The organism is Sulfobacillus sp. hq2 (assembly GCF_002903155.1).
In the GTDB taxonomy this organism is placed as follows: domain Bacteria; phylum Bacillota; class Sulfobacillia; order Sulfobacillales; family Sulfobacillaceae; genus Sulfobacillus; species Sulfobacillus thermotolerans.
Window position 1 is genome coordinate 216233 of record NZ_NWUL01000034.1, and the last position, 17185, is coordinate 233417.

The 17185-nt window shown below is 53.2% G+C and carries 20 protein-coding genes; 12 read left to right on the forward strand and 8 right to left on the reverse strand.

What is annotated here, in order from left to right; all coding sequences use genetic code 11:
• Positions 1–94: 94 nt before the first annotated feature.
• The 3 genes from CO251_RS10635 to CO251_RS10645 all read right to left on the reverse strand — a co-directional run bounded on the left by CO251_RS10635 (position 95) and on the right by CO251_RS10645 (position 3859).
• Complete coding sequence (locus CO251_RS10635; RefSeq protein ID WP_103375784.1) at positions 95–1123, reverse strand: radical SAM protein; 1029 nt, start codon at positions 1121–1123, stop codon at positions 95–97.
• A 125-nt stretch (positions 1124–1248) separates the two neighbouring features.
• A complete protein-coding gene (locus tag CO251_RS10640) occupies positions 1249–2112 on the reverse strand; it encodes a 2-oxoacid:ferredoxin oxidoreductase subunit beta (RefSeq protein WP_103375785.1) in 864 nt (287 codons plus the stop codon).
• Between the two features lies 1 nt (position 2113).
• The gene (locus CO251_RS10645; RefSeq protein WP_103375786.1) at positions 2114–3859 is read right to left on the reverse strand and encodes a 2-oxoacid:acceptor oxidoreductase subunit alpha; all 1746 of its coding nucleotides are present in this window, start codon (positions 3857–3859) and stop codon (positions 2114–2116) included.
• Between the two features lie 178 nt (positions 3860–4037).
• Here CO251_RS10645 and CO251_RS10650 point away from each other — a divergent pair, with 178 nt between their 5' ends.
• Positions 4038–5033 (forward strand): LysR family transcriptional regulator, encoded by a 996-nt coding sequence (locus tag CO251_RS10650; protein WP_158246295.1) that lies wholly within the window; start codon positions 4038–4040, stop codon positions 5031–5033.
• On the opposite strand, the gene CO251_RS10655 is transcribed toward CO251_RS10650, so the two are convergent.
• Entirely contained in the window at positions 5030–5449 is a 420-nt protein-coding gene (locus CO251_RS10655) for a thioesterase family protein (protein ID WP_103375788.1), read from the reverse strand. The genes CO251_RS10650 and CO251_RS10655 overlap by 4 nt on opposite strands.
• Entirely contained in the window at positions 5446–6093 is a 648-nt protein-coding gene (locus CO251_RS10660; protein WP_103375789.1) for a DUF1054 family protein, read from the reverse strand. The genes CO251_RS10655 and CO251_RS10660 overlap by 4 nt, the downstream gene beginning before the upstream one ends.
• A gap of 188 nt (positions 6094–6281) precedes the next feature.
• On the opposite strand from CO251_RS10660, the gene CO251_RS10665 reads away from it, so the two are divergent.
• From CO251_RS10665 to CO251_RS10675, 3 genes are read left to right on the forward strand one after another with little or no spacing between them, the layout of a single operon-like run.
• Complete coding sequence (locus CO251_RS10665; RefSeq protein WP_103375790.1) at positions 6282–7052, forward strand: hypothetical protein; 771 nt, start codon at positions 6282–6284, stop codon at positions 7050–7052.
• The gene (gene dcd / locus CO251_RS10670; RefSeq protein WP_103375791.1) at positions 7046–7654 is read left to right on the forward strand and encodes a dCTP deaminase; all 609 of its coding nucleotides are present in this window, start codon (positions 7046–7048) and stop codon (positions 7652–7654) included. Before CO251_RS10665 ends, dcd begins: the two co-directional genes overlap by 7 nt.
• Positions 7654–8790 carry a glycosyltransferase 87 family protein gene (locus CO251_RS10675; RefSeq protein ID WP_103375792.1) on the forward strand — a complete coding sequence of 379 codons (1137 nt, stop codon included), beginning with the start codon at positions 7654–7656 and terminating at the stop codon, positions 8788–8790. The genes dcd and CO251_RS10675 overlap by 1 nt, the downstream gene beginning before the upstream one ends.
• Positions 8791–8874: 84 nt before the next feature.
• On the opposite strand, the gene CO251_RS10680 is transcribed toward CO251_RS10675, so the two are convergent.
• A complete protein-coding gene (locus tag CO251_RS10680) occupies positions 8875–9189 on the reverse strand; it encodes an MTH1187 family thiamine-binding protein (RefSeq protein ID WP_103375793.1) in 315 nt (104 codons plus the stop codon).
• A 275-nt stretch (positions 9190–9464) separates the two neighbouring features.
• Here CO251_RS10680 and CO251_RS10685 point away from each other — a divergent pair, with 275 nt between their 5' ends.
• The 3 genes from CO251_RS10685 to CO251_RS10695 all read left to right on the forward strand — a co-directional run bounded on the left by CO251_RS10685 (position 9465) and on the right by CO251_RS10695 (position 11457).
• Positions 9465–9776, forward strand: coding sequence for a hypothetical protein (locus CO251_RS10685; protein ID WP_242968552.1), 312 nt, complete (start codon positions 9465–9467; stop codon positions 9774–9776).
• A gap of 76 nt (positions 9777–9852) precedes the next feature.
• Positions 9853–11031 (forward strand): MFS transporter, encoded by a 1179-nt coding sequence (locus CO251_RS10690; RefSeq protein WP_103375794.1) that lies wholly within the window; start codon positions 9853–9855, stop codon positions 11029–11031.
• A 45-nt stretch (positions 11032–11076) separates the two neighbouring features.
• On the forward strand, positions 11077–11457 hold the full coding sequence (locus tag CO251_RS10695) for an FxsA family protein (RefSeq protein ID WP_103375795.1): 381 nt from the start codon (positions 11077–11079) through the stop codon (positions 11455–11457).
• Here CO251_RS10695 and CO251_RS10700 read toward each other — a convergent pair.
• Positions 11435–12361 carry a hypothetical protein gene (locus CO251_RS10700; RefSeq protein ID WP_103375796.1) on the reverse strand — a complete coding sequence of 309 codons (927 nt, stop codon included), beginning with the start codon at positions 12359–12361 and terminating at the stop codon, positions 11435–11437. The two genes, CO251_RS10695 and CO251_RS10700, sit on opposite strands and share 23 nt — an antisense overlap.
• Before the next feature lie 53 nt (positions 12362–12414).
• A complete protein-coding gene (locus CO251_RS10705) occupies positions 12415–13113 on the reverse strand; it encodes an SCO family protein (protein ID WP_158246296.1) in 699 nt (232 codons plus the stop codon).
• A gap of 181 nt (positions 13114–13294) precedes the next feature.
• Here CO251_RS10705 and CO251_RS10710 point away from each other — a divergent pair, with 181 nt between their 5' ends.
• The 5 genes from CO251_RS10710 to CO251_RS10730 all read left to right on the forward strand — a co-directional run bounded on the left by CO251_RS10710 (position 13295) and on the right by CO251_RS10730 (position 17180).
• A complete protein-coding gene (locus tag CO251_RS10710; protein WP_103375798.1) occupies positions 13295–13738 on the forward strand; it encodes a FliM/FliN family flagellar motor switch protein in 444 nt (147 codons plus the stop codon).
• Between the two features lie 3 nt (positions 13739–13741).
• Positions 13742–14896: a hypothetical protein gene (locus CO251_RS10715; RefSeq protein WP_103375799.1), complete on the forward strand. Its 1155-nt coding sequence runs from the start codon at positions 13742–13744 to the stop codon at positions 14894–14896.
• A gap of 80 nt (positions 14897–14976) precedes the next feature.
• The gene (locus tag CO251_RS10720) at positions 14977–15552 is read left to right on the forward strand and encodes a hypothetical protein (protein ID WP_103375874.1); all 576 of its coding nucleotides are present in this window, start codon (positions 14977–14979) and stop codon (positions 15550–15552) included.
• 45 nt (positions 15553–15597) lie between these two features.
• Complete coding sequence (locus CO251_RS10725; RefSeq protein WP_103375800.1) at positions 15598–16437, forward strand: motility protein A; 840 nt, start codon at positions 15598–15600, stop codon at positions 16435–16437.
• On the forward strand, positions 16434–17180 hold the full coding sequence (locus tag CO251_RS10730) for a flagellar motor protein MotB (RefSeq protein WP_103375801.1): 747 nt from the start codon (positions 16434–16436) through the stop codon (positions 17178–17180). The genes CO251_RS10725 and CO251_RS10730 overlap by 4 nt, the downstream gene beginning before the upstream one ends.
• Positions 17181–17185 lie beyond the last annotated feature (5 nt).

The window sequence follows — 17185 nt, forward strand, 5'->3', positions numbered from 1 at the left end:
CCGATTCTCAACTTAAGGTGATATTAAGATGACACACTACGGCGAGGCACAGGCACGCGCTCACACGCCCGAAAGGCCCAACAAGACTCTTAGGCTAAACGGGGAGCACAGCGTCTTGTTCTTCGTCTGAGGGCTCAGGGCAACCGGGATCTTGGGCCAAATAGTTTCCGGTCACGGCATATGCGCGGGCTCGTGACCCGCCACAGATATCATGATAGTCGCAGATCCCACAGCGTCCTTCGAAGTTTCTAGAATCCCGCAAGGTGCAAAAGAGTTCGGAATGACGGTAAATCTCGCTAAAGCTTTGTTGCTTCAAGTTGCCCGCAGAAATCGGCAGGTAACCAGACGGGTACACGTCGCCATAATGACTAATGAAAGCAAATCCTTGCGCTTCACGGATCGTGGGTGCGGAATCAAGAGGCCGCCTTAAGACGCGAGAAAATTGAGGGGCTCCTACCGATGTGACGCGAAAAGGAACGGTCTGGGCATAATCTTTGAGCCAATGTAACGCCTTTTCAATGCTTTCAGCATCCAAACTTTCAGCGGCACGTGCTCGCCCCGTGGGAATGACAAAAAACACCTCCCAGCTGCGCGCTTTCAGCATTTGCACCAATCGACCCATTTTAGGCATGTCATTTAGCGTAAAAGGAGACACCGAGGTGTTGATTTGCAACGCCATGCCACTCTCTGTAATCGCATGGGCTATTTCTATGCTGCGTGCAAAAGTCCCGAGCACGCCACGAAAGCGGTCGTGCACGGCTTGGGTGGCCCCATCTAAACTCAAAGACACGGCGCTTACGCCCAAATCCTTCCATGTTTGAATCACTTCCGGTGTCAAAAGCGGCGTGACGCTTGGCGCGATGGCGGTGCGAATGTTGCGGCGCACGGCGGCTTTGATAATGGCGGGCAGGTCTTCGCGTTCTAAGGGGTCTCCGCCCGTAAAAATGACCATGGGTTTGGGATGCATTTGGGCAATATCATCCAGCACTCCTTCAATTTGAGAGAGGGTTAATTCGCGAAAATCACGCCGCGGAATGGCGCGCGCCCGACAATGGCGGCAGTGCAGTTGACAAGCGCGCGTGAGTTCCCACGTGATAATATGGGGCGATTCGTTAAAGTTCATGGTCGTGTCCTCCCCTATGTCGGCGTTGCTTGTTCGTCTTGTTGTATTTGATTATGCCGCCTAGGGTAGAGAAGACACAGGACCATTAGGGTTACTTTTGAGGTACCCAAATGGCCCATATCGTCCTATTCAAACTGTTCAAGGAGGGCGCCCCACGCCTCTTGAGCAATGTGTCCGTCATGATGAGCCAAGGGCGTCTTAAGGAAGCCGGGAATCTTTTCTTCGTAAGGCGTGGAAGCTTCTTGATAAATCAGCCCGGTGACCAGCTCATCGGTTTCCTCAAGGCGGGTCAGAGCGCGAGCTCGGCTCGATCGATCGTAAGTCGGGTCTTCATCCAAATTGACCAGGGTCTTTTTATACCAGTCATAGGAATTCACGCGGTTATAGGTTACACATGGTGAAATCACGTTAATGAGTGAAAATCCGGGATGTTCCATGCCTCGCACAATCAAGTCAGCGAGTTGGGGTTGCCAACTCGAGAAGCCTTGAGCCACAAAGGTGGCGCCGCCCGCAACCGCGAGCATGAGAGGATGAACGGGCGCTTCAATGCTGCCTTGTGGCGAGGTTTTGGTGTGAAAGCCTGTCTCAGAGGTTGGAGACGTTTGGCCTTTTGTCAATCCATAGACATGATTGTCCATGACGATATAGGTGATGTCGGCATTGCGCCGAAGCGAATGCATGAAATGCCCCATTCCGATGGCATAGGCATCGCCGTCTCCTCCCACGGCTAAAACTCTTAGGGCGCGGTTGGCCAGCTTAACGCCTAAAGCCGCGGGCAGCGTTCGGCCGTGGGTCACATGGATATTATAAGAGTTGATGTAGTTGCCAATCTTTCCCGAACACCCAATTCCAGCAATAATGGCTGTCGTGGCAGGTTCGGCGCCAACTTTGACCAAGGCTTTCTGTAAAGCTGCCAAAACCCCAAAATCTCCGCAACCGGGGCACCACCACGATTTCTCTTCCGTCTTAAAGTCTTGTAATGTGGCCATGTTAATGGGTCACCTCCATGGAGGATGCAATGAGCTGTTGGGCGTATTGAGCTACGTCTTCCGGTAAAAAGGGCACTCCATCATACTTCAGCAAGGTGGCGAAGCGCTGATCATATAGCCCTTGCATTTGAATCAATTGGGCGATTTGACCGGTCGCATTTTGCTCCACGACGAGGATGTGTAAGGAGCCTTGGGTCGCGGAGGCGAAGAGCTCATGCGGGAATGGAGCAATGGTGCGGAACCATCCCACCGCCGCTGCGATCCCTGATTGCTGCAATAATTGGGCAGCTTCGCGGTTAACGGCTGCTGTTGAGCCAATGCCAATCAGCATAAGGTCGGCGTTTGCAGGGCCTTGCACGAGAAATCCTTGGCGCCGGCTATGAATGCTTTGGATCTTGTGCAACCGTTTATCCATCATGCGCGCGCGATTTTCGGGGGCTTCCGACACTTTGCCAGAGGGAGCGTGTTCCACGCCCGTGGCCAGATATTGGCCGCCTGGGGTACCAGGCAATGTCCGAGGAGAGATGTTGTCGGCGGTAAAAGCGTAGCGTTGAAAGGGCTCAGACGTGTTGCTACCGAACGTTTTGACAATCTTTCCGCGCTCAATGGGGACGGGATTCTGGACGTGACTCCGTTCGATAGATTGCTGCCATAGGGCAAGTGAAAGATCGGTTGCAATAAAGACGGGGGTTTGATAAATCTCGGCTAAGTTAAAGGCTTCGTAGCCATCTTCAAAGGATTCTTCGAGGGATGAGGGAGTGATCACAATGCGTGGCGCTTCCCCGTGTCCGCCGTAAATCATGGCGAGCAGGTCAGATTGTTCTTGTTTGGTGGGCATACCCGTACTGGGTCCACCGCGCTGGGTGTCCACAATAACAACCGGCGTTTCTGTCATAGCCGCAAGCCCTATGGCTTCTTGCATAAGCGAGAGACCTGGGCCCGAGGTGGCCGTCATCGCTCGGGCTCCTGCAAATCCTGCGCCAATGGCGGCAGTAATGGATCCTAATTCATCTTCCATTTGTACGACGGCTCCGCCCACGGAGGGGAACCATTTCACGAGGGATTCCATGATGTCGGTGGCGGGGGTAATTGGATATCCGCACATCAGGCGGCATCCGCCAGCTAATGCTCCAAGAGCTACGGCGTCATTTCCTGTCATTACCAAGCGGTCTGCGGGTATGGGCGGAGTAAGCGTCCATGTTGTTTTGAGGGTGTGAGCCGATTCGGATAACGCTTGGTATCCACGCTGTAAGGCCATTTGATTAGCCTTCACGACCTCAGCGCCTTTGGTGCCAAAGCGTTTGGCCACATAATCGTAAAAGGGTTGTATGCCTAGTCCCATCAAGGCGGCCGAAGCACCCGCGGCAATCATATTGCGCATGAGGCCAGATCCGAGTTCTTTGGCCATTTGGGTCATCGGCAAAGCTAACAGTTGCGCATCGATGCCTGGAGGCAGAACGGGCGAAAAGGCACTGTCTGCAAGAATGACGCCGCCTTGGAGTTCCGATCCTTCTAACTCAATAGTTTCTTGATTGAGCGCCACTAAAATATCTGTATGGCGTGTAGCGGCTTGAATGGGATGCGTCCCAAGGCGCACCTTGTAGTGGGTATGCCCCCCTTTAATGCGGGAAGAAAACGATTTATAGCCGTAGACATAGTAGCCAAGACGATTCGCCACATGAATGACAATATCTCCGGTGGAGTCAATGCCTTCTCCTTGATCTCCGCCAATTTTCCACGCGATCATACCGTATCCCTCCTTGTAAGGCGCCCGCTATTGCACATTGTGCTGCGCGTATCTTTACTGTAGTCCCCGTGTGAGATGATTGAAAATGACAAATATTTATTGTTGGCATAACGAAGTGGAATAGTCTTGGGTGAGTTACAATAACAACCGGAGAACAGGTCAAGAGGGGGCGCTTGGGGTGGTCTTATCACATCTCAAAACATTTGTGCGGATTGTCGATGCAGGGAGCTTGACCCGGGCTGCGGAGCAACTGTCCTTAACACAACCGGCCGTGACCAAACAATTAGCGGCGCTCGAAGAAGAATTTCAGACTACTTTGCTGATTCGTCAAGGGCGGCGTATGCGCCTCACTGCGACGGGAGAAGTGCTTTATCATTACGCCAAGCGAATTCAGTCATTGGCGGAACAGGCGTATGAAGCGGTAGCAGAGGTGGAACGGCCTGGACAAGGAGAAATTGATGTCGGTGCAGTGTCCACGGTAGCGGTGTTTTCTTTGCCCAAAGTCCTGGCGATTTTTACGCGCAATTTTCCTAGATTGCGGATTAGGGTCCACATCGGGGATATTCAAACCACATTGGACGGCATTATCCGGCAAGAACTAGCGGTAGGATTGGTTACGGTCCCGATTATCCATCCCCAAGTCGACTCCATTCCTTTGTTTCAAGATACGGTACGGTTGGTTGTGAATCCTGACCGGGCTCGAAAATTACCCTCTCAGATCAGCTTGGAAGAGCTTGCCCATATGGATTTTATTTCATATCAAACCCCGTCCCGGTTCCGCGCGTTTATGGATGGGATGCTAGAGCAACATGGGATTATCCCCCACGTATTAATGGAATTCAACAGCCATGACTTAGTCAAAAGTATGGTCAAAGTCGGATTGGGAGTGGCTTTTGTCCCAGATTCCGTGGTGGCCGAAGATCTCGCCAATGGGACTTTGACAGCTATCGAAGTACCCGAATTGCCGCCATTGGCGCGTACCACCTCCTTGATTTTGTCCAAGGATCCCCCGCGGACCGGGGGCCTGATGGCGCTTCTGGCCACATTTTTTGACCATTATCAAGTGGAGCCCCGGTTGTGGCCGGGATGGTATTGGGAGACCCGGGCCGAAGAGTCTGCCTTGCCGTGGAGTGCTCCTCGCTCGACGGCCCGGCATCCATCCACGCATAGTTAAGAAGACCTGGCTTCTTCTTTTTGGCGAATGCGGCGGTTCAAGGCTTCTTTGGGAATAACGGCCGAGATGAGCGTGCCATGCGCTGCTTCGCCTTGACTATCGGTCGCAACAATGTCCCATGTAAACTTGTTGCCATGTCGTGCTTGCAGCTGAGCGGTGATCTCGACAGCGAAGCCGACAGGGGTGGGACTGGTATGATTTAGCGTCACGTGGGCACCGACAATGACGCACGAGGCGTCTAGAAACGGGGCCAACGCTTCCGCAGCGGCCACCTCGAACCACCCCAGAACGATGGGGGTGCCCAGTACGGGCACGGCCGTGGGGTTGCCCACGGCGATGGCAGTCATCGATTCGGTTACCATACGCCGAATCGTATGACGCAGTTGGGATGGAATATGTTCAAGCGCACAGGTCATCGCCTTAGGGCCTCCACGGGGACCGTTGCGGTGTACAGGGGAGCCAAGTGAGCGATGACATTATAAGTACGCGTAATCAGTTCGGCTGTGCCCACTATGGGATCTGTGCGGTCGAATGTGACGCCTACGGTGAAGCCATGACTTTTTACGTCCGTATGTCGGATGATCTCTTGCACTTTGGCCGGCGAGATTTCCGATAGCGGAAAGGGATCGACCCCGTGGTCATCCTTGTACCAGTAAATAGGGGCGGGGTCCGACAACCGAAAGGCGTCTATGCCATGACTACGGAGATGTTGCATGAGCTGCGGCTTGTCGTCTTCGCCTTCTCGCTTGACGACAAAGCGGACAAACACATAATTTAGAGTAATGCCGACCTCAAAATGGGCAAATCGTTTATAACCGCGCTCGTTGCGTGAAAACGATACCCACGTATCATCGGGCGGGTTAACCCGCCGACGGGCGTGAGAAGCGGTATGGGGGAAGATCGGATGATGTAGAAGATCTGAGAGCTGTGGCGCGAGATCTTCGCCAATCATGGCCAATTTGGGACGAATATGTGTACGGACAGCGGTCATGCGATCATGAAATTCGGGAATGAGAAAAATATTGAAATCATCCGGGGCGAATCCTGCGAACTGATACATGGTTTGTCCTTTCTACAATTTTCTAGATTGTATGTCTTTCATGGTAGCATATTGGCACAGGATTAACCAAATGCTGGCGTATCACGGTTGTTTGCCATGGTTCCCGACATTACGCCTCATTGTGACATAATCTGCGGCGAATATTGGGTGTCGATGCAGGAAGGAAGGCTAGGAGAAGGGGGACTTATGTGGAAACGTGGCATGAAATTGCTTGGAAGACTTGGGAAAAAGAACAGCTAGAGGCGCAGCCTTCGCTCATCCAAGAGGCTGTGAAGTTCTTGGATGAGGAACGCCGTGCTGTGTGGATTGAGCGTTTGGGGCGTCCATCCTCTGCGTGTGCGAGAACAATGGTCCGCTATATCCACAGTGGCGCCATGCCTTGGCTTGTCACGCCAGGGTTGTCATGGGATATCGCAGAGGTTCCAAGCGCTGTGTTCATGGCCTATCCTGCGCCGTTGGGAAATGATCCTTTGGCTATGCTAGGACTTGGGTTATTATGGGCGCAAAATCGCCCAGAGCGTTTGCAAGATGTTGTCGACAAAGTCGGTGTGGCGGCAATATGGGCGGCGTGGGAAGGCCAAATGAGTGTTCTTGTGGGTGCGAGCTTATGGCGCAGCTTTGTGGCGCGTTTTGGCGAGGACCGAACGGATGCGCCCGTTCAGAAATTTTTCGCCTCTGTGACCCACGCGGACGTTCCCGTGCCTCAGATTGCGTGGGGAGATTTTCCGAATTACCAGGCCTATTACGACCAATTGTGTTATGGCGTCGTCCCGCACGATCCGGGGGGAGCCAGTCCGCACGATATTGCGGCGGTGCTGTTGGCTTTGCACTTTGTTCCGACACCGGTGCGCTCCATGGCGTCGCACTTGGCGACCAAAGCGTTAGAAGGACACTTGTTGTCACGTGCTTGGCACAGAGCTGTGACGGGTCCCCAGGAAGGAGAGCAGACACAATGGTAATGGGCGAAGCTCAGCTTAGAGAGCGAATGCAGCATCCCGTGATCCAGGAACGATTAGTGGTCACCCCGTTGCTCAGTGATGCACAGGTTAAAGGCGCTTCTATCGATGTCCGCCTAGGCACCGATTTCATTCTCATGAAACGGTCCGCCGCGGGTCCCATTGACCCTATGGCGATGCGCACAGGGGTTCTCGATTATCAAGAACGCGCGCGCGTCGAAGTTGGGGAGAAGATGATTTTACATCCGAACCAACTCGTTTTGGGTGTGACCTTGGAATTTATTCAGGTGCCCAGAGATTTGATGGCCTATGTCATCGGACGATCTTCATGGGGGCGTTTGGGACTCATGGTGGCGACCGCGGTGATGGTGTCTCCAGGGTACCGTGGTAGTTTGACGTTGGAGCTAGCGAATCTTGCTGATACGCCCGTTTACTTGTACCCAGGAACTCGGGTGGCGCAATTGGTCTTTCATCAAGTGGATGGCGCCAGTTCTGCTTATGCGGGAGCAGGGAAGTATACCGGACCCGTAGGTCCTGAGTTCTCTAAACTGTCATGGGATGAGGATTGGCAGGCGATTCAGCGGATGCAGCCGGAGGAGATGTAATGCCGCAGATGTGGACGAAGAGGCATGTGTGGATTGCCTATTTGGCCTTTGTGGCAACGGAACTGTGGCTGAGTGTTCACTTTCCCGAGGCGGATGTGGCAGAATATCACCGCTATGCGGTGGCCGCCATGACCTATCCTTGGTTCCATCATTGGCCACGCGAATATCCGGCGTTGTCCTTGCTTATTTTCTTGTTGCCATTATTGTTGCCCGTGGGGTACCGGATCGCGTTTGCTATATGGGCGTTGGCGGCTTTGGGCGTCATGCTATGGCGCGGCATGAGCCATCACGGTCCCGTGTGGGGGATACGGCTCCTAGGATATCTAGCGGTGGGAACCACCGGACTGTTCGCTCAACGCTATGATATTTTTGCGGCGTTGGCGGCGCTTTTGGCGATCGATTACGCGTTGCGTCAAAAGTGGCGTCTGGCTTGGGCCTTTTCGGTGATAGGATTTTTATTAAAGCTGTTTCCTGCTGTATTTTGGCCCGTGTTCCTCATCCAAGAATGGCGTCAGACAGGGCGCTGGCACTGGGACCGTTTAGCCTACAGTGTCGGGACTGGGCTTGTTGTCGTTGGTTTTCAGGCGCTAGGTGCTGCTCATCAGGCCTTCACCTCGTATCGTTACCTGTTAGATCGCCCGGTCGAAATCGGTTCGTTGGCGGCGAGTGTCACCGCGATGATAGCGCATCCCCACCTCTTTTATGCCTTTGGATCGATTGACGTCGAAGCCCATGGTTTAGCGCATGGTGTGGGCGTATTCTTGACCGTAACGGGCGTCGTCGCGTGGCTGGCGGTCTTTTATCAGCAATACCGTGGCCGCCTTGAATTGGTCCCGGCTGTGACGTATACACTGGGAATATTACTGCTGACGACCAAGGTTTTTTCGGCCCAATATCTGATTTGGCTAGCCCCCTTGTTGGCCATGCGTCGCGGCAATGGCTTTTTGGTCGCGTCATATGCGTTGACGAGCGTGGGCTATCCTATTGGATACGCTATTCCTGGGATGATGCCGTGGGTTGTGTATATCTTTGCCGCTCGCAACTTGCTGTTGGTGGCGGGACTTATTGCCTTGGCGGTAGTTAGCCGCTCGTCAGTGCCGGCTGCACCGTCAACGGGAAAGGAACACTCTCTTTAATTCTTTCACAAAAGTTTTCACTATAAGCTTTCAATACTCTCTGAAATTAAGGCTGCCCCTATGGGGACAGCCTCTTTAGAGCTTTTACAGATCCACTCCTGCCTCATCATTGAGGACGCTGTCCACCATGTCTTCCATATCTGTCTCTTTATCAAGACGTTCGTCGATGGTAATGGTAGTGAGGACGCGATCGGCACCTAGCGTAAAAGGAGCATGATGCATTTGGTCGGCAAGGGCCAAAATAGCGCTAAGCGGGCCATCAAGGACGGTGGACGTCGGAGTCAAGACGGCATCCACTAAAGGACTGTCTTCCGCGATGCGAAAGCACTCGCGGATATAAGGCGCCACACTGGCATCGGATGTTCCAACAGGCCAGATTTTAATTTCCGCTACAGCCATTTTGCAAGACCTCCTCGTTGCTGGGGTAATACGTAAGCCAACACTAGGATTTCTGTTTTGAGGATTTTTCATCACGGGAAATTCTTCATCGGGAAAAGTCCTCCGCGACAAAGCCTTGTGGCGGAGGCGTGCTCACAGATGGCGCAGTTACAACGCTTATGAATCCTAGAATTTACTGCAGCCAGGGGGCAACAACTGCGAAGAATTGGGTCATGACTATCTGTATGCGCAGCATGCTTGATGGGGCATACTACGTTCACTAAAGGAGGGAGCACATGGAAGACGAGCGGAAGGATGTGCAGCACCGATCAGATGACACAGAAAGAAAACAAAAGGAAGGCCCAGGGGATCCCGGCGATCCGGGTACTGTGGAATCACTTAATGAGGCCATTCGCCAAGAGTTGAAGTATTTGGATGTCGTGGTGGCGACTCCCTTTCGAGCCGTGCGCCGCACGACCGGTCAACGCTCGTCAGGATGGGCTAAGAGTTTAGATGAAATGTTGTGGGCCGCAGAGGGGATGGCGAGAGTTCCCATAAAAATGCTGCAATCGGCTTTCGGAGAGCCTATGAAGCGCAATCAGCCTTAAGTGAATTAGGTCTAGTCCCACGTGCCAATGCGTAGACGTAATGAAGAAGCAGGTCCGCGCAGCCGGGAGGGATGAGATGTTAAAAAAACTGGGAATGACTCATGACCTATGGTGGCTGACGCTGTCAATGGGACTATGGGGAATGGGCTTTGGGCTCTACGGCATATTGTGGCCGCTATATATTGAAAAGTTAGGAGGAAGCGCCGTCGCTGTAGGCATTATGTCTACCATTGCAGGCATCGCGACGGCTCTGGTGGTATTTCCCGGCGGGTACTTGGCGGACCGCATTGACCGCCGTACATTGGTATTGTGGGGATGGATTTTAGGCGTGCCTGTGCCCTTTTTATTTGCATGGGCCCCTTCTTGGCAATGGTTAATTCCTGGAGTGCTGCTATATTTTGGATCCGCGTTTTCGACGCCCGCTTTGCAGGCGGTGATTGTGGAAGAAGCGTCGGGAGAACATCTTGCAACCGCATATAATGTTGTCATGAGCGTTTTTGGTGCTGGGATGGTCATAGCACCTCCCGTTGGTGCCTACCTGGCCTCGCATTATTCATATCAAACGGTCTTTGTCATCAGTGGCATTCTCTACACCGTCTCAACCCTTACCGTGCTTCCTGTCCATTCTCATCCTCCGGTAGCGCGCAAGGCGTCATATCGTCCCCGGTGGACCCCTAAAGGCCGCCCCCGTTTGTTCCAGTGGATGATTTTTGCTGCCGTCTTAGCGGTCGTGCAGGGAATGGCATTTCCTTATGTGGTACCGTTTTGGAAATCTGTGGGACATTTTTCCTTGCAAACTATTGGTTATTTGGGCAGTGTCGGCATCTTGTGTGGCACCGTGGGAGGGCCGATTTGGGGAAAGATTGGAGAAAAACATGGCATCACGGCCACCATAGGCTGGGGTCTTGGTCTGGTGACACTGGGATGGCTTGCGATTTTGTGGGCTCCTGGCAGTGTGACGTGGGCCTTTATCTCCGGTGTTTTCCGCGGAGGAGGCGAGTCTGCCCGTGGTCTTCAGGGCGTTGCGGTAGGGCGGGTGGTACGCCGTGAAGAAGCGGGGACAGCCTATGGATTGTTTAACTTGGTAACTGAAACCGCAGGCGCTTTGGCGCCTTTACCCGGAGGGATTTTGTATACGCATTGGCCTTATGCCCCCCTCGTAGTCGCGGCATTTTTCACAGGCCTTATCGCGTGGTGGCTCGTCAATGGTCTCCCCGGACGCCCTATTCCACCGCCCCCTGTGACCACGCCCTAACGTGATACACTAAGGGTAAAAAGACGGGGAAGGGGAGAGGACTTCATGCTCAAACGGCTGCTGGCAATCTTTTTCATTGTTCCCCTAACAGAATTACTGTTATTGTTCCTGATCGCCCATTTCTTGGGATGGGGATGGACCATTGCGATTACCTTGGCGTCATCGCTATTGGGCGCGTATTTAGCCCGGGTCAGTGGGAAGCAGTGGTGGGAAACTGTACAACGGGAATGGGCCTCTGAGGGATTTCCTGTGCACCGGTTGGGAGAAGGAGCTTTACTGTTAATTTCGATGGCGTTTATGATTACGCCCGGACCGCTCACCGGTGTGATTGGGCTACTGTTTATGATTCCCAAGGTACGCACAAGTGCAGCGCGCATGATTGGGCGATGGGCATCTAGACGCTTTATGGAGCGTTTTTGGCGTTAACGCTTACAGGCTTGGTCGTGCTCATGGGCTGTGTAGGCCAGGCAAGGGCGACGATAAGGAGAGCATAAGGCCACATCATGCCAGGATCCGTGCCGGTGCCCGTTAAAAGGGTTCCAAAAGCTTGGGGAATCGCCCAAAGGAAGAGCAGCCAAGCGAATTCGACGATGTGAGTTATCGTAGCCTCGGGATTCCAAAAATTGAGGATGGCAATCAGTGCCATTATCAGACTAAAGATGGCATTATCCAAGACCGGATGAGTCTGTGCGCTAATGACGAGCGCGTTGATGGTCATTTGCAGCCAAGCCGGTTCGGGGCCGTTCATCGTGACGTCGCCAAATTGTGCGGCCAGTCCAGGACCTGTCCAAAACCCAGAACTTGGTAAGACTTGCCACAATAACCCGAGCAGCCAAAATCCGCCGAACCCCCAACGTGCAAGACGGCTGCGATTTTCTTTTGTCCAAAGGGTCTTGGGCGCCAATAAAAGGACGGCCGCTACAAGATAGAACGGGATGGAACCGGGAGATCCTTGAATGATGGTAGGGGAGCCCGATACAAGTCCTCCCAGCCCTTCTGCAAAGACCCACAGAACGATTCCCCAAGCACACGATAGCCATAGGCCTGTACGGCCCATGACCCTATCAGGGCCCCATAAAATGAGAATGCCAATGATCAGTTCGATACCAAAGTTGACGATGTTGGATAAAATGCCGAGATGAACCCACCACTTAGCTCCTGCGAGCATGATGTGGTAAAGCCACGCAGGCTGCGAATCTGTTGCGGCGGGGGCCAAGACATTGCTGATAAGAAAGGCATGGTACATGGCCGGTTGCAGCTTGAGCAAGGCATCAACAATCCATAAACTGCCCAAGCCGTAAGTAAGCGTTCGGCGTGCATTAAAGGCCATGGTTCGTCCCCTCCTCTGGTAGAGTATAGCCTAGAATTGGGGTCGCGCGCTTCTCATTTGACAATTAGGGTGCGAACGATATCAGCGATGAGGGTACTGTAGGATGTGGTTAAAGACGTTTTCGGCGATCCTCCTAAAAGCCATCGTTCATGGCCGTGTGGACCGATAAAGTAAAAATAGGTGGTATGGTAAACGGAGCGGGTCTGGGGAAATTGTTGCACAAGGATGTGGTACTGCGACCACAATTTCGTGAGGGATGGGACGGATCCTGTCAGGAAATACCAATTCGCCATGGACGTCAGATGGTGTTTAACATCGAAGGCATTGATGTCACCAACTGAGGTCCAATAAGGATTGACATTGAAACCAACAATCGCGACGTGTTTGGATAAAGACCCGAGGAGGCGGTCTGCGTTTTTCATTTCCCCTGCGACGACTGGGCAGACCGTGGTACATACGGGATCAATGGGAATTAAAATCACGGCTTTCCCCTTAAAATGACTCAGACTGAGACGTTGTCCGCGTTGATCGATAAGCGACCAATTTGGGGCTTTCTCGCCGTGCAACCGCGTGAGGATGCCCTCTTGAGCAGCGCCTTGTGTGGGTCCCGCAAACGGCGGCGGAGACAGGGCAGGGCCTTTTGAGGACAATTTTCCCCAGGTCCAGCCCACAACCCCTGCCATTATGAGCAGGAGCATGAGCCGCACTGAGACTTTGCGGGACCAGACAGGCTTAGTCGTTAGATACTTCATAACGAGCCTCCTTAAGGGATTTTCGACAGGGGTGTAACAACGGCTTAAATTCTTTCCCATTAAAAGAGGAATTATGTCGAAGCAGGGAGAAGTAGGAAAAATATATCCGGATTGCTTTTAGGGAAATACACAGCGCGAGGAGCCATGATGGTCTTCAACCGCATGAAGGACGAGGCACACAATGAGTGATGAGCCGCTTTCTCAAGAAGAAATTGATAAACTGCTGCAGGCGGTGCTTTCTAAGGAAGCCCAAGAAGAACCCGCGCCAGAACCGGTCGGGACTCCGACCGCTGAAGCGGCCGATTTGGCCGGCTCCAAGGACGAATCGAGCGAACTGCCCTACCAGAACGAGCCCCTTGTTGAGCACTCAGGGCATCTGGCCCGCGATTTAGGGAAATGGGCTCCGTTAGCGGACTTGCAGTTGTCTTTTTCTGTCGAAATTGGAACAGCGCGGCTGGTGGTAGGGGACGTCATGCAATTTGGAGTGGGGTCACGCATTGCGCTGAAAAGTCGCTGGACGGAACCCTTGCAGCTTAAGCTCAATGGAAAGGTCGTGGGCCACGGCCGAGTGGTGCTGGTAGGGAACAAATTTGGCGTACAAGTGACGGATTGGGGTCGGGTGTAGGGGATGGAACAGCCTTTGCGGTGGACCATTTTGGTAAATAGTTGGGCCATGGGTGTGGAGGCGGTTTGGCAGGCGTTGGAACCTCTAGCAGATAGCGTGCAGGACATCGTCTGGATGGAGTTAGGGTCCTGGCATCGTCAGGTAGAGTTGCCGTCTCAATGTCGCCTGGGTCCTGCCTGGCAAGGCAGTTTTGCCGAGCAGTATGACCGCGCTTACGCCCAAACAACCGGTAATGTGGTCTTATTGTTGGAGGGGGGCGAGATTGTCCGCCGGATGGACTGGCGCCAGTTAGAAGAGGCGGCCCAGGGGCCTTTTGAAGCGTTGGCGTTGCCAGTGGCTCGAGACAAGGAGTCGACACACCAGGAGATCCGCGTGTTGAAAAGGCCTGCCGCGGTGGGATTTCGTGGAGCGATTCGGGCCAATTCAGCGCCTGAACTGCTAGCATTTTGCGAGCCCATTGGGGATATCGATGTCGAGGTGGACGCCTCGGAGGCGATTTGCAGTTGGGCGCCTGTGGTGCAGGACCTGCTTCGAGATGATAAGGTGCCGTGGGAGATAAAAGCGCGGGCTGCTTTGGAGATGCGTCAATATAGTGTGGCCATGGACTGGGCGAAAAGGGCCCTCGGTCGGCGTGCTTTGCCTTCGTCCCAAAGCCAGGTGGCTTTGCAGTTGATTGAAGCGCAAGCGCTCTTGGGGCAAGAACGCTTCAAAGACACATGGAGACTCTGTGTCTCCTTGCTCTCCCGCCATCCGTCAGCTGATGCGGTGTATACGGCAGCCCAAGCACTTATGGGCTTAGAACGATTTGAAGAAGCCGCGGCCTATTATACGCAACTTGGCTCGGGACTTTATGGGAAACGCCAATTTCAAGAGCCTGGCGCGGATTCTTATCGCGCGTGGTTAGGAGCGGCCAGGGCTTTTCGTGCCATGCGCCGCGATAAAGATAGTTTCGACATTCTTATACATATTTTGTCGGAATATCCCTTTTTTCGCGAAGCTTGGCAGGAAATGTTTCGTTTGCTCCCTGCCGCGGAACCCAAAGAGCTTTATGCATTATTAACGCATAGTATCGCCCCTTCGAAAATTCGGGAGTTTTTTAGCCGGTTAACGCACCTCACAGAACCCGAAGACATTTTTCGGCATTGGTTGGGTGTGTAGAACATATTTCTTCCTGCAAAAGAAGGAGTTACCAAAATGGTGTCGAAAAACCGTAGAAATGCACGAGGGGAGGGATGACGTTGGTTAATAAGTCGCTGGCATTTTTTGAGAATGGACAAGCGGTCCCGATGACCACACCAATTTTTCAGACGCCCCGGTCCCGTCCGCGAGGTCGACGCCGGGATAGTGACCGTTATTTTCCCAGCGGCGAGTTGATTCCAGGCCGTGAAGAGCTTATCCAATACATTCTGAACCATGTTCTCTACCAAATCGATCCTGTCTTGGGGGGGCCAATTTTTTGCAAGCACATCATTAAGCCCAACCGTGAGCGCAATCGGGAGAGCATGTATCACGTCGTGCTGGGCCCGCCGTCGTGGACGGGAGTTTGGGAAGTAATTGGCAATCGCCGGATGTTTGATATTCATGCGGAGTACATTCCCGAAGATGGAGTGTGGCTTCCCCAAATTACCGTGTCACCGGGCAACTTTATTGGCGTCGGAAAGCTTAATGGAATTGAAATGGATCCGGTGCGTTTGCGCCGCGAAATTATTCGCCGGGGATTTGCCACACCGGAAGAATACGAATGGTTTGCCAGCCCTTATCTTTCGGTACGCCGTCTGGCGATTGACCGCGCTAAACGCGGCATTTGGATGTAGAGGTCAACGCGCGGTGTTGGACGGATGGGGAGTAAAGGAGGATTTATGCGCTTAGATATCACGGCTATCGGCGGAGTTATTTTTGGGGTGTTGGCCATTGTGACGGGATTCGTCTTAGAGGGCGGCCGGGCAGGCGCGTTGTTGCAAGGCACCGCGGCCTTGATCGTAATCGGCGGCACAATGGGGGCGACGGCGGTATCTTTTTCGATTGATGATTTGAAAAAAGTCCCCATGTTGTTCCGCATGGGTATGACGCGCAGCAATTTTGATCCCATCGTCCTCATTGATCAGTTGGCGGGCTATACCGATATTGCCCGCAAACAGCAGCCCTTGGCCTTGGAGCCGGAAATCGCGCTGACCCACGATGAGTTCTTAAGCAAAGGATTGCAATTGATTGTGGATAATGCCGACCCTGTCTTGATGCGCCAAATGCTTGAGTCTGATATTTATGCGCGCTACTCTCAGCAAAAGATGGGGGCCAGTATCTTTGAACAAGCTGGGGGTTATGCACCAACGATGGGGATTGTGGGGACGGTCATGGGCTTGGTCCATGTCTTAGGAGAATTGACGGGGAATCCCAATGCCCTGGCCAGTGCCATTGGCCTTGCATTTGTAGCAACATTGTACGGCGTCTCCAGTGCTAATCTGTTATGGTTGCCGTTAGCGACCAATCTCAAGAACAAGGCCAAGCACGATTTGCTGATGCGTCAAATTGGTTTGGAAGGTCTCTTGGCGATTCAAGAAGGCATGGCGCCCAGTTTACTGAAAGACAAGCTGATGTCCATTATTCGTCCTTCCGGGTCCCCACAGACGGCCCCTAGCACCACGGCCGATGTAGGGGCTCAAGGTGCGTCAGCCGCGAACGGTGCGGCGCAAGCGTCATGAACACGTTATGGGAGAAAGATGACGAAGAAGGGGCTGGCAACGAAGGCGGCGGGATGATGCGCTGGCTGTTGACCTATGCGGATTTGATTACGTTGCTGTTGGCCTTTTTTATCATTCTTTATGCCATGAGCCGAAACCAAGAGGTAAAATTCGCCATGGTTTCGCAAGCGCTCGCCCAGCAATTTGATTCCAAAAGTGTGGTCGGATCGTCGCCTGGCCCTTCGATTATTAACGGCCTCTCCGGAACACATGCGGAATTAGCCAGTATGAATCATTTGCAAAATGAGTTGCAGCAGGCGATTGCTGCAAAGGGGCTCGCTAACCAAGTATCGGTCGGTAGCAATGGACGAGGGGTAGAGGTCAGTTTAAATGCTTCTTTGTTGTTCCCGCCAGGGTCAGCGCGGATTTCTTTACAAGCGCAAGCCTTATTAGACACGCTAGGCCAGGCTCTGAAAACTGTGCCGAACGATATTGAGGTTGCGGGGTATACGGATTCGACACCGATCCGGACCGTGCAATATCCGAGTAATTGGCAGTTGTCTGCAGCGCGCGCGGCCAATGTCGTCTATGTTTTGGCGCATGTGCCAGGGATTATGCCGCAGCGATTGTCCATTGCCGCATTTGGCCGATATCATCCCGTGGCCAGTAATCAGACGGCGCAAGGACGGCAACAGAATCGGCGGGTCAATATCTTGGTGCTTTATTCGCAAGTGGCGCAAGTGGCCATTGGCAATGGACCCTAATAGGA

Excerpts from the sequence above, each read along its gene's own strand:
- CO251_RS10635 (WP_103375784.1), bottom strand. The coding sequence starts at position 1,123 with ATGAACTTTAACGAATCGCCCCATATTATCACGTGGGAACTCACGCGC.
- CO251_RS10640 (WP_103375785.1), bottom strand. The coding sequence starts at position 2,112 with ATGGCCACATTACAAGACTTTAAGACGGAAGAGAAATCGTGGTGGTGC.
- CO251_RS10645 (WP_103375786.1), bottom strand. The coding sequence starts at position 3,859 with ATGATCGCGTGGAAAATTGGCGGAGATCAAGGAGAAGGCATTGACTCC.
- CO251_RS10655 (WP_103375788.1), bottom strand. The coding sequence starts at position 5,449 with ATGACCTGTGCGCTTGAACATATTCCATCCCAACTGCGTCATACGATT.
- CO251_RS10660 (WP_103375789.1), bottom strand. The coding sequence starts at position 6,093 with ATGTATCAGTTCGCAGGATTCGCCCCGGATGATTTCAATATTTTTCTC.
- dcd (WP_103375791.1), top strand. The coding sequence starts at position 7,046 with ATGGTAATGGGCGAAGCTCAGCTTAGAGAGCGAATGCAGCATCCCGTG.
- CO251_RS10675 (WP_103375792.1), top strand. The coding sequence starts at position 7,654 with ATGCCGCAGATGTGGACGAAGAGGCATGTGTGGATTGCCTATTTGGCC.
- CO251_RS10680 (WP_103375793.1), bottom strand. The coding sequence starts at position 9,189 with ATGGCTGTAGCGGAAATTAAAATCTGGCCTGTTGGAACATCCGATGCC.
- CO251_RS10685 (WP_242968552.1), top strand. The coding sequence starts at position 9,465 with ATGGAAGACGAGCGGAAGGATGTGCAGCACCGATCAGATGACACAGAA.
- CO251_RS10690 (WP_103375794.1), top strand. The coding sequence starts at position 9,853 with ATGTTAAAAAAACTGGGAATGACTCATGACCTATGGTGGCTGACGCTG.
- CO251_RS10695 (WP_103375795.1), top strand. The coding sequence starts at position 11,077 with ATGCTCAAACGGCTGCTGGCAATCTTTTTCATTGTTCCCCTAACAGAA.
- CO251_RS10700 (WP_103375796.1), bottom strand. The coding sequence starts at position 12,361 with ATGGCCTTTAATGCACGCCGAACGCTTACTTACGGCTTGGGCAGTTTA.
- CO251_RS10705 (WP_158246296.1), bottom strand. The coding sequence starts at position 13,113 with ATGAAGTATCTAACGACTAAGCCTGTCTGGTCCCGCAAAGTCTCAGTG.
- CO251_RS10710 (WP_103375798.1), top strand. The coding sequence starts at position 13,295 with ATGAGTGATGAGCCGCTTTCTCAAGAAGAAATTGATAAACTGCTGCAG.
- CO251_RS10715 (WP_103375799.1), top strand. The coding sequence starts at position 13,742 with ATGGAACAGCCTTTGCGGTGGACCATTTTGGTAAATAGTTGGGCCATG.
- CO251_RS10725 (WP_103375800.1), top strand. The coding sequence starts at position 15,598 with ATGCGCTTAGATATCACGGCTATCGGCGGAGTTATTTTTGGGGTGTTG.
- CO251_RS10730 (WP_103375801.1), top strand. The coding sequence starts at position 16,434 with ATGAACACGTTATGGGAGAAAGATGACGAAGAAGGGGCTGGCAACGAA.